Below are 9,392 nucleotides of genomic sequence, written 5' to 3'. Positions count from 1 at the left end.
GGTGCTTCACCTACGTTCTGGTGCGCGTTTGTTTCAAAGGTGATTGTATATGTTGCAGCGGGCACAACGTAGGTAAATATCCAGCCCCGTTTGCGTTCCGTACCATCCACCGTTCGCAGCGTATAGTTAGCATCTGCCTCGCTAATCCCGGATTCCAAAACAAAGTAGTTCTTATCTTTGTATTGCGACTGTGTAAGATTGAATGTTTGCGTTCCGCCGCCGTCAAGGAGGGTTTCGTAGCGGCCTAATTTTAGGTCGGTGTTTTGCACGTGCGCAAGTGCTGATGCGTCAATTTCAGTCCAAAATAATGGGTCTGATCCAGGCTCAACAGCACCCCCATATGTCGGCCCGCTGTTTTCTTCAGCAAGCCATATTCTATTGTTGAAAAACCAATAGCTCCCTTTGAGTACATCTGATGTGCTTGTCCATGTAGGTGTTGTTGACTCTGTAATTTCAGGAAAGACCGCTTCAAGTATATCCTTAAGCATCTGCTGGTGTTCACCCGCGTCAATTTCGCCTGCAACGTTGGGAAAAATTGTGTTCTCGATCAGTTGTATTAATTCTGCTTTTGTCATTTGTCGTATGCATTAGAGTATGATTCGCTATATGACCCTTTTAATTCAGGTGGATCAGCCGGTGCAATTTCATGTAACACGATCTGCGTTTCATGCATTCCGACATTCCATTGATTTTCAGTTGCAATATAGCGTTTTTCTGTGAAATTTTCAACAAATATTTTACCGGTCAAAACAAGGTTATCCGAAAATAATGTCCCTGCTAAACCGATTCTGTGATCTTTAAGTAAGGTTGTATAGTTGCTTTTCAAAAAGTCATACATGGTGAAAGGCTCACTGTCCTCCTCTACTCCGTGAATGTATTGCAATGCTGGCTCAGTCGTATTGGTTCTAACGAGGAAATTGTTGTAAAACTTCAATACATTGTTTTGAAAGTTATTTTTTATCGGCGTTTCGGCAAACATTATGTTTAGATTGTATTCGCCCCTGTTTTTATCGTTTATCAAATACACATCTTCCCTGTTTTCTGGTGTGTCCTTTATTCTAACACGCAACCCCTCTAATTGCCAAGCACCCGAAACTTGTCTGTCTGCATCAATGAAATTTTCTGTAATTTTCTCCACCCTTAAAAACAAAGGCCCGTTCGTGGATGACCCGCCCAATATACGCACGTTCGATTCAGCACCAATGGCAAAAAACCGACTGTTATAAATATCTCTTCGGTTTATTTCAATCGGCAATCGTCCGTTTGTTAAAAAAGTACCGGTCATTATCAGGTCAGCACCTTTAGGCTCCTGAAAACGAACCGGTAAAGCTGAAAAAAATATGCTCGCGCTAAAATCTTCGCCAACATCGTCCGCGTTTGGGTTTTTTGTTTCAAACAGGCTTTTGGTCTCATTCAATCTAATGTAAACAAATGTAGCATCAAAAGAAAGCACAACCGCCCAGTAAGGAACTCCAGCCTGGTATCCTTGTGGCACTCTTTGTTCGTTTCTGAATATTACAGCCCACCGGTCTTCTACTTCAGGGAAATCAGCACCGACATCTGTTACTTCTGTTCTCTGCAACCTAAAACAAAGCGTACCCGATAGATCGTGAACCCTAAACGGATGCGTAGGTCTGCTTTCAAATTGACCGGTCGCTGGCTCTACTGAATTACCTGATGAAGTGAGTGTCCCGCTTGGCCTTCGTGGTGCGTTATACACACCGGCTTCGAAAGGTACATATCCACGGCTCCGACAAGTAAAATCCAACTCAAAAAAATCTGCTGTTTCGTCCGTTACACCCGTGCCACTGTAAGCTGTATCGGTAAATGCCTCAATGAAAGCGGGTGGATCGTATGGTAATGGCTGCCCCGGCAATGGTCGTATGAATTCTTTAAACTCCACAACGGGATCACCATCAACCGTGCGTTTTCGTATGCCATTGTGATTCCAGTACCTTAAATTATCATTGCTGTCAAAGTCGCATTCCTCAAATAATGACCGCGGAAATATTGAAGGCTTTACCCCGTATCCCTGCTTAATGCTCAATTTTTCATAGCCAGGCAATCTAAAAAGCTCCTGCGTATTGTCAACCCATGCAATCCGGCTTTCTTCAGGCTCGTTTGCACAGGTTATTTCTTCCTGCAAACTTTCATTTGTCACTCCTTGTAATGACGGTACACCACCGGGATTTATCTGCCACGTATATGACCGCTCCTGTTCATTTGCATTTAACCTGCGTATGTAGTATTTGTTATCCGAAAACTCAATACGCGCAAAGTAAGACCTTAGTATATTTTGCAGCACCTCATAGCAAGTCATCCCCCTAAATGCCTCAACGTTTTTTATCTTTTCAAACAGAGTGCCAGCAATGTCTGGTTCATCCGTATTTTGATCAATTATATTAATTTGATCAATGATCGGTCTGTTTAACCTTATTTCTGAAATACAATACCCAACGGTAATAATATCCCTAAAGTAGCCCCTGTAATAACAGCCTTGCGAATCAGCAAAATCAATATCTTTGAGTAAGCTCAAACCGTCAATAAACCGAAACTCTGAAGGGTAAGGCGTGTCGGTGAATGGCTCAGTCCATTGGTCTGGCTGCATAAAACCTGTCCATATAATAGAACCTTCATATTTCACTTCAAGAAGATAATCCCGATTACCCCTTGCAAGTATTCCTAACGCTGCGAAGTCTTCAAGATTATGCACTTTTAATGTCGCTTCACTGGCTTTTATCGGCTCAAATGTGTCTAATCCGTCAAGAAATGAAATCATAAGACAGTCAGATGTGCCTTTGAATATTTTTGTTACACCGGACAAAGACCCGAAACGCTTAACATTGCATTCAACTTCCTTGCCCCGTAAAGTATCAAATTCAATACGTGCTATCGTGGTGTAAGTATCAAAGTTTTTTGCTATCATGTATTTGATGTTAGCCTGTTTGTGTATCTGCGTAAAACGCCAAGTAATTTATCACCTCGTATCTCAAATTCAACTTTACCGCCCTGTCCCCCCATCATTGCCATGCTGTCCCTGTGGCTATGTACAGCGGTTCCTTTGGGCAGTTCTGCCAATTCCGGGCCGCGCTCACCTACCCATGCAAGTCCTCCAGGGTGGTTGCTTGTCCCTGATGCATAAGCCGGTATCTGATTAAACAACCCTGAAGCCATTACTCCGGCCCCGGCCGCCAATCCGATATTTGCAGGGAACGGAACCTGTGTCATGATGTGCCTAATCAGTGCTGCAATGGTTTGCGCCATCATCTGCTTAATAATGTCTGATGTGGCCTGACCTCCGGCTTTTGCCATTTGACCCATAGCTATGCCGGCTTCATAAGCAGCATCAACGGCAAATTGCTCCATGTTTATCAGTGCATCGCCAGTTTCTTGTGCTTGTTTTGAAACACCCTTTAATGCAATCTCCTTTTCTTTTTGCTGATCCAGAAAGTCCTGATGCCCGTCATCCAATTGAACGCCGCGCGGTGCCATCGGTGATATACCGGTCAACCCGCGCCGGTCTGCTTCTGCTGCGCCCAATCCTTCTGCTGATATGGTTTGTTTTATAAGGTCTAACTTTTCTTGCAACAGTGCTTTTTCTATTGCGTATTTTTCTCGTATTGCCTCAGTGTTTGCCGCTATTATTCTTTTCTCTAAGTTGCCGATGTCCTCTTGCAGCCTGCCTATTTCGCCAAGTGCATCCCTGCGTTGTTGTTCTGCTTGCTCTTCTGCCATGCGTTGTGCTTCGGCTGCTTTTTCGGCTTCGGCTATTTCTTTGGCCTTTAAATCTACGTACACATCATAGTTTTTCTGCAATATTTTAGCCTGTTCGGCCATACTATTGCCTATTTCCTGAAGTGCTTTATCTTCCTCTCTCCATAGTTCGCGACTCTTATTCTGTAAGTATATAATTTCCTCAACTATCGCGGCTCTTCGTTGCTCCCTGTCTATTATACTATCAATCGATGCAATGAAATCATCTACTTGTTTTTGCGGCGTCCCCAATGCCTGATCCGTTACGCTGCCCATAAGGCCAAGCAAGTTCTTATACCCCGCAACAGCTCGCTGTAATACATTTACAATACCAAGAATGGCCGGTATTACAAGCATTCCTACGTCCTGTTTAAAACGTCCAAATTGCGCACTTACTTTTTCCATCTCCACCCTGAACGCATTCGCCTTCTCCAACGCCTCCCTATCCATTACCAGCCCCAGCTCCCGCGCTTCATTCTTTGCTGCTTCGATGCCGTCCGCTCCTAATGCCAAAATAGGTGCAAGGTCTTTCCATGCTCCTGAGAACAGTTGCGCCCCTGCGATGTTGCGCTGCGTAATGTCGTCCATTTCGGCCAGTTTCGTGATAGCCTCCTCCGTGATTTCGGCACCGGATCGCATCGTGCCGTTCTGGTTCTTCATCTCGATGCCAAGCCGCTCAATACCCATGCGCAAACCTGCCGACATTTCAGCACCGCGCGCAAGGCGTTGCGTTAAGCCGATTACAGCGTTTGAATACGTTTCAGCATTGACCCCCGCGATACGTGCCACGTGTTCCCATTCTTGAAGCGCGTCCGTACTGGTTCCTGTGATTTGTTCTAAGTCCAGAAGACGGTCAGCGGTCTGCCCCAACTGCTTAGCCATGTTGAATAGGCCCTTTACAACTGCACCAATGGCAGCAGCACCGGCAAGCATACCCAACTTTTTACCCAGGCCGTCAATCTTGCCGCCGAAGCCTTTTACCTCTTTTTCGGAGTCTTTCAGGCCGCGTTTTAACTTCCGGTTGTCCGCGTCAATATGTACTTTAGTTGTCTGCTGTGACATTTTTTGTTTTTTTAATCAGTTCTAAAAACCTATCTTTTGTCAATCGCTCCGGTGGCTTTGCCGCATCAAATGAAAGTTTGAACACATCCTCCGGTCTTATGGTCTTACCTCTCTTCAGGTACTTACTTCTAATCTCCCACATAATTAGGCGCGTTGAGTGTAGCTGCATCTCCTGTTGTCGTATATTGCCAAGCTGCATAATCATTATTTCATTAAGCGTTAATTTCATACCTTCGCGCAGCGGCATTTTAAGTTCACCAAGTATCACATCATGCAGGCTGTTCCACGTTAGGAGTTTTTTTTTTCGCCCGGCGTTTGTTTTACCGCCTTTAAAAAATGCTCTGATACGATTTCGGATTGTGCCCGAAAGGATTTTACCTGGTTCAGGTGCTTTACGCTCAATCTGCTCCAAAACCGGGTAAACTTCTTCAGCGTCTTAATCGTAACAGACCGCCCGTTGAGCCAAGCCCCGTAAGCGTGAAAGAATAGCCGGTCATCATCGGTCAGCTTTTCAGAGGTATAGAACTCCCCCAAATCCATCCGCGTTGCTACGGTGGCAGCTTTCAGGGCTGCAAGGTCAAACGTGAATTTAACCTTGCGCCGCCAAAAGCCTCTATTTAGTTTAAACTCCATTACGAACCCACGATTACTTTTTCAAGTTTACCGTTTGCCTCAAAAGATGCACTGAAGGAAGCAGGCTGCTCCGCTTCAGATGTTTTACTGAAGTTGCCTATCAATGCCTTGCCTTCATACATTACGCTTCCAGTTTCATCTGAACTGGATTGTATCTCTACGTCCTCGCGGTTTGCAATGATGTCAAATATTTCCTCTTCTGAAAGCTCAGAGGTAGGATCAATCAACCCGTCAATGGATACATCCCAATCGCGCGACCCGGCTATGCGAGGCGTCCAGCCCAATGAGCCTTTTGCAACCGCTGTGGGGTTGTCCTGGTTGACATTAATAGTGTGGCTTTGCTCAGAAGCCAGCAGGCTCAACCAAGTTCCGTTGGTTTTTACCCGCAATATGAATAATGAGCCGTTTATTGCTGCCATAATTATTTATATTTTTTGGTTTACAAAATGATTGAATGTGATTTGCCTTATTATATGTACCTCAGTAGAAGTCTGTAATCTTAGTGATTCGCCCGCGTTGTATTGGCAGGTGACTAATTGAAAGTTTTCTGTTTCGCCATAGCGCGGTGCTTTTTCATACCGCTTTTCAATGATTTCATTTACGATCGCATCCATAAACTTTTCACCGCCATAATCGCCCCGGTATGCTGTATGTACCTCCACGTTAATTGATATTTCACTATGCCGGGGGCCTTTGGTGGTGCCCTGCTCATTCACACCGCCAAATACCAGGATGTACGGGGGCGGATCTGATACCTTTGCCAGATTGTAAACCGGTATAGCCTTGTCGTTTACCTCAATCTCTGAAAGCAAATCGACATAGTGTTGTCTTATTTCCCGTGTTGCGTCTTTTCTCATCGGTCGGTATGTTTATCAATTAGTTTTTCAATTGCTTTAATATGGCGCGGCTCGTTGCGCTCAATGGCCGGGGCAAAGTGTGGTTGCGGCGTGATGTTCACCTCCTTAATTCCGGCTCCTTTGAACTGCATCGCCATTGCTTCAAACCCCGGCGGTACGCTTACAAGTGAGCCGGTTCCGAACTCCTGGTACGGCGTGTAAAACGTGTCATTGAATACGCTTGCTTGCAGATCGCGTTTCAGCCTTCTTTCGTCAATCTGGTAGCCTGTTCTCAATCCGGCTGTTTCGCCTTTAGGTGCATTGCGTAGTGATTCGCCATGAATAGCCTGCGCGGTAGTTTCTACAATCCTGATCAGCCCTTTATGTATATCACTGTCCGTTTTAGCCAAACGCCTTGCAGTCCGTGCCACGCTCGGTTTATTGATAAACAATGCTATAAATCTACCTCTTGCCATAATCAGTCTATTTCGGGTAATTCTCTGTTAGGGTCATACGCTGCTCTGAACTTCAGCCAGTTGCGCTCGCTTCTGTCAGGCTCGCCGTGGATCGTAAGCCACACACCGCCCCATTTAATATTGTCTTTGATGCCAGGCACATAAGCCGGGTTGTATCGTATCGTAACTTTCACAATCACCATGTTAGCGGTCTGCATAGATTGCATCTCACGGGCTGAATTATCCTGATCGACATTAGCCCAACATTCGTACTGCTTTACATATTCAGTACGGTCATAACCCCCGGCCTCGTCCGGCTCGGTAGTAGGTCTGTAAAATTCTATGCGTTCCTTTAGTCTCATTATACCACCAAATTACGTGAATACTTTTGCAGTGCTCCGTACAATGTATCAGGGATTTGCATCTGCATCCCCCGTGCATCGTAGTATAATTTGATCAACTCATACATAGCCTGCTCCAATCCGGCTGGCAACTCTTCAAAGCCCGCGATGTATTCAGCTTCCAATATCGCGCCGCTGGTAGTTATGTAATCACCGTCAATCTCTGCTGTCTCACCGTCAACCGTTGCGCTGGTCATAGTTTTTACCGGCCCGTATGGAAGCAGCCATGGTGTTTGAAAGTTTGCCGATCCAACCTCAATGGATTTCTCAACAATTGAAACCCCGCAGATCGTCTCTACCATTTGGCGCGCTGCCGTGATCAGGCGCGTAATGAGCTTGTCGTCATGTGAGCCGTCAACCTGAAGATACTCCTTTGCATCTGTCAAGCTGATAGGCTCATATCCGACCGTGTTAATCTTCAGTTTCATCTGTCTTTGTCTTTACAGGTGCGTTTTTTTCTTCTTTGGTTTTACGGGGCCGTGGCTTAGCCTTTGCGCGTGGCTTCGGTTTTGCTTTTACCATCGTGTTGTCTTCCGTGGCTTCGGTCATCACCTTACCCGTGGCAGACTGGATCTGTTTTACTGGCTCTTTAGGATCTTCAACCTCTACACAGGCCTCGCGATAAATGAAATTTACAGCAATGTGCCATTTTAACTCCTCGATTGTCCCGGCTTTGCGCCCCTGGAAATCACGGATAAATTGTACTTTTACAATTGGTTTTTTCATAGGTATAATTATTTGGTGCTCCTGTTGCACATCCTTACGCATTCCACGTCCGGGCTGCGATTGCAGAGCGGTTAATACTTGGTCAATCCAAATTATTTCATTATCAGCCCATTTGGCGGCGGTGCGATAGTCGGCACATTTCCACGGCGTCCAATCTGATTTATGTATGTAGTCACTATGATAACACATCCCAATGCTTGCAATATCGCAAATGGTAGGCGTTTGGCCAAAAGACCCGTTAGGAATGACTGAGTTTGGAAATTGAACCTTCCAAACCATTAGCTTATCCTTCTGCGCCTGCTGCATAACCTTACTTATAGCGTCTTTTCTTACGTACTTGTCATCGTCGTCCAGAAACATAATATACCCCTTTACGCGCGCCTGTGCCTGTGCGATGTAATCATTTGCCGGAAACCATTGCCCAAACGACCGTTTGCCCTCCGGTTTATCCTTGGAATTACTTGGCCGGTGTGTGCGTTGTGGCTGTGAAACGGGTATTACCCTGCAATTGTATCCATGAGTGTACTTGTCGCTGCGCTCATCGTCTACTGTTACGACTATATTGACATTCTGGTAATCCTGCATCAAAACGCTTTGCATCGCATACCTGAAAGCCTTTGGTCTGTTTGATGTGCGAATGATTACGTTCGCTGTCGGAAGTTTATCAATATACAGAGCCTGAACTTTTCGCTTTAGTTCGCTATATGAAGGTACGTGCAATGTTTGCACGTCGTTGATATTCGGGTACCACCTCCAAAAGCTACCTTGTGTAATCTCCTGACATTGCGGCTTTCCGGGCTTGCTGAATATGATGTTTTGCCCTGAGAAGTAGCTTGCAAGTATTGAGTAACCACCATTCATTGTGATGTAGTGTTCGCAGTTAGCGAATACTTGTAGCATAACAGCATTCCATCTTTCAGGACTTGTTAATAAGGTTGAAAATACCCTTACCCCGTGCTTTTCAGCCAGTGCAATGTCATCGAACACCTGCTCAGGCGGTGCATTGTCCTGTATATTTTTAGGGATACCGATGGGGAAATATATAATTTCGTATTGGTCTTTTAGGTTGCTGAACAGCCAATCCAACATTTCAGCATCGAAGTAATTGATTACCCCAGCCATCCATTCCACGTTAGCCCGGTTGCAGATGCAAAGGGTGGGTTTATCCCACTTAAATACGTCATTTGCGTAATGCTCCTTATAAGGTGGAAACGCTTTAGGCTGTAAATTCGGTTTGTGTATGTTCGTGTAAGGTATGCCGGCACCGGTTGCTTTTGGTGTGTTATACCAGCTTCGCGGCTCAGGGTTAATCGTATGTTTAGGAGAAAAGTAATACAGCGGCTCAGATGCTTTGCCTGAAGTGGTGCCGGTAAGCTTGCCGGATAAATACAGTTCATAGGCATACGGAATCGCACTCAGCAACTCATATCCAAACTCTATATTATGACTGTTTACTTTCATTTTTGTAAAACCCATTTAAGCGTTTCAATTATTTCATCAAGTCTTTGTGATTCCTGTAGAAAAGA

Annotated in this window: 11 protein-coding genes; all 11 read right to left on the bottom strand. The window is 45.2% G+C overall.

Features of this window, described 5'->3' with window-relative positions:
* A partial coding sequence (locus EA392_00960; GenBank protein ID TVR41901.1) for a hypothetical protein occupies positions 1-575 on the bottom strand: 575 nt, incomplete at its 3' end.
* Positions 572-2,926, bottom strand: coding sequence for a hypothetical protein (locus tag EA392_00955; protein ID TVR41900.1), 2,355 nt, complete (start codon positions 2,924-2,926; stop codon positions 572-574). The genes EA392_00955 and EA392_00960, both read right to left, overlap by 4 nt.
* Entirely contained in the window at positions 2,923-4,815 is a 1,893-nt protein-coding gene (locus tag EA392_00950; protein TVR41899.1) for a hypothetical protein, read from the bottom strand. The genes EA392_00955 and EA392_00950 overlap by 4 nt, the downstream gene beginning before the upstream one ends.
* Positions 4,796-5,044, bottom strand: coding sequence for a hypothetical protein (locus tag EA392_00945; protein TVR41898.1), 249 nt, complete (start codon positions 5,042-5,044; stop codon positions 4,796-4,798). The genes EA392_00950 and EA392_00945 overlap by 20 nt, the downstream gene beginning before the upstream one ends.
* A gap of 59 nt (positions 5,045-5,103) precedes the next feature.
* Positions 5,104-5,448 carry a hypothetical protein gene (locus EA392_00940; GenBank protein ID TVR41897.1) on the bottom strand — a complete coding sequence of 115 codons (345 nt, stop codon included), beginning with the start codon at positions 5,446-5,448 and terminating at the stop codon, positions 5,104-5,106.
* Positions 5,448-5,867, bottom strand: coding sequence for a hypothetical protein (locus tag EA392_00935; GenBank protein ID TVR41896.1), 420 nt, complete (start codon positions 5,865-5,867; stop codon positions 5,448-5,450). Before EA392_00935 ends, EA392_00940 begins: the two co-directional genes overlap by 1 nt.
* A gap of 6 nt (positions 5,868-5,873) precedes the next feature.
* Positions 5,874-6,305 (bottom strand): hypothetical protein, encoded by a 432-nt coding sequence (locus tag EA392_00930; GenBank protein TVR41895.1) that lies wholly within the window; start codon positions 6,303-6,305, stop codon positions 5,874-5,876.
* The gene (locus EA392_00925) at positions 6,302-6,715 is read right to left on the bottom strand and encodes a hypothetical protein (protein ID TVR41894.1); all 414 of its coding nucleotides are present in this window, start codon (positions 6,713-6,715) and stop codon (positions 6,302-6,304) included. The genes EA392_00930 and EA392_00925 overlap by 4 nt, the downstream gene beginning before the upstream one ends.
* Positions 6,716-6,762: 47 nt before the next feature.
* Positions 6,763-7,101: a head-tail adaptor protein gene (locus tag EA392_00920; GenBank protein TVR41893.1), complete on the bottom strand. Its 339-nt coding sequence runs from the start codon at positions 7,099-7,101 to the stop codon at positions 6,763-6,765.
* On the bottom strand, positions 7,101-7,568 hold the full coding sequence (locus EA392_00915) for a hypothetical protein (protein TVR41892.1): 468 nt from the start codon (positions 7,566-7,568) through the stop codon (positions 7,101-7,103). Before EA392_00915 ends, EA392_00920 begins: the two co-directional genes overlap by 1 nt.
* Complete coding sequence (locus EA392_00910) at positions 7,552-9,327, bottom strand: glycosyltransferase family 2 protein (protein ID TVR41891.1); 1,776 nt, start codon at positions 9,325-9,327, stop codon at positions 7,552-7,554. The genes EA392_00915 and EA392_00910 overlap by 17 nt, the downstream gene beginning before the upstream one ends.
* Positions 9,328-9,392: the final 65 nt, after the last annotated feature.

It is taken from the genome of Cryomorphaceae bacterium, assembly GCA_007695365.1.
Lineage (GTDB): Bacteria > Bacteroidota > Bacteroidia > Flavobacteriales_D > SKUL01 > SKUL01.
The sequence above is the reverse complement of the archived record's forward strand: the minus strand, read 5'-3'. Positions and strand labels throughout refer to the sequence as shown.

What these genes read in the sequence shown, in the direction of transcription:
- EA392_00955 (TVR41900.1), bottom strand. Translation starts at nt 2,926, where the DNA reads ATGATAGCAAAAAACTTTGATACTTACACCACGATAGCACGTATTGAA.
- EA392_00950 (TVR41899.1), bottom strand. Translation starts at nt 4,815, where the DNA reads ATGTCACAGCAGACAACTAAAGTACATATTGACGCGGACAACCGGAAG.
- EA392_00945 (TVR41898.1), bottom strand. Translation starts at nt 5,044, where the DNA reads ATGAAATTAACGCTTAATGAAATAATGATTATGCAGCTTGGCAATATA.
- EA392_00940 (TVR41897.1), bottom strand. Translation starts at nt 5,448, where the DNA reads ATGGAGTTTAAACTAAATAGAGGCTTTTGGCGGCGCAAGGTTAAATTC.
- EA392_00935 (TVR41896.1), bottom strand. Translation starts at nt 5,867, where the DNA reads ATGGCAGCAATAAACGGCTCATTATTCATATTGCGGGTAAAAACCAAC.
- EA392_00930 (TVR41895.1), bottom strand. Translation starts at nt 6,305, where the DNA reads ATGAGAAAAGACGCAACACGGGAAATAAGACAACACTATGTCGATTTG.
- EA392_00920 (TVR41893.1), bottom strand. Translation starts at nt 7,101, where the DNA reads ATGAGACTAAAGGAACGCATAGAATTTTACAGACCTACTACCGAGCCG.
- EA392_00915 (TVR41892.1), bottom strand. Translation starts at nt 7,568, where the DNA reads ATGAAACTGAAGATTAACACGGTCGGATATGAGCCTATCAGCTTGACA.
- EA392_00910 (TVR41891.1), bottom strand. Translation starts at nt 9,327, where the DNA reads ATGAAAGTAAACAGTCATAATATAGAGTTTGGATATGAGTTGCTGAGT.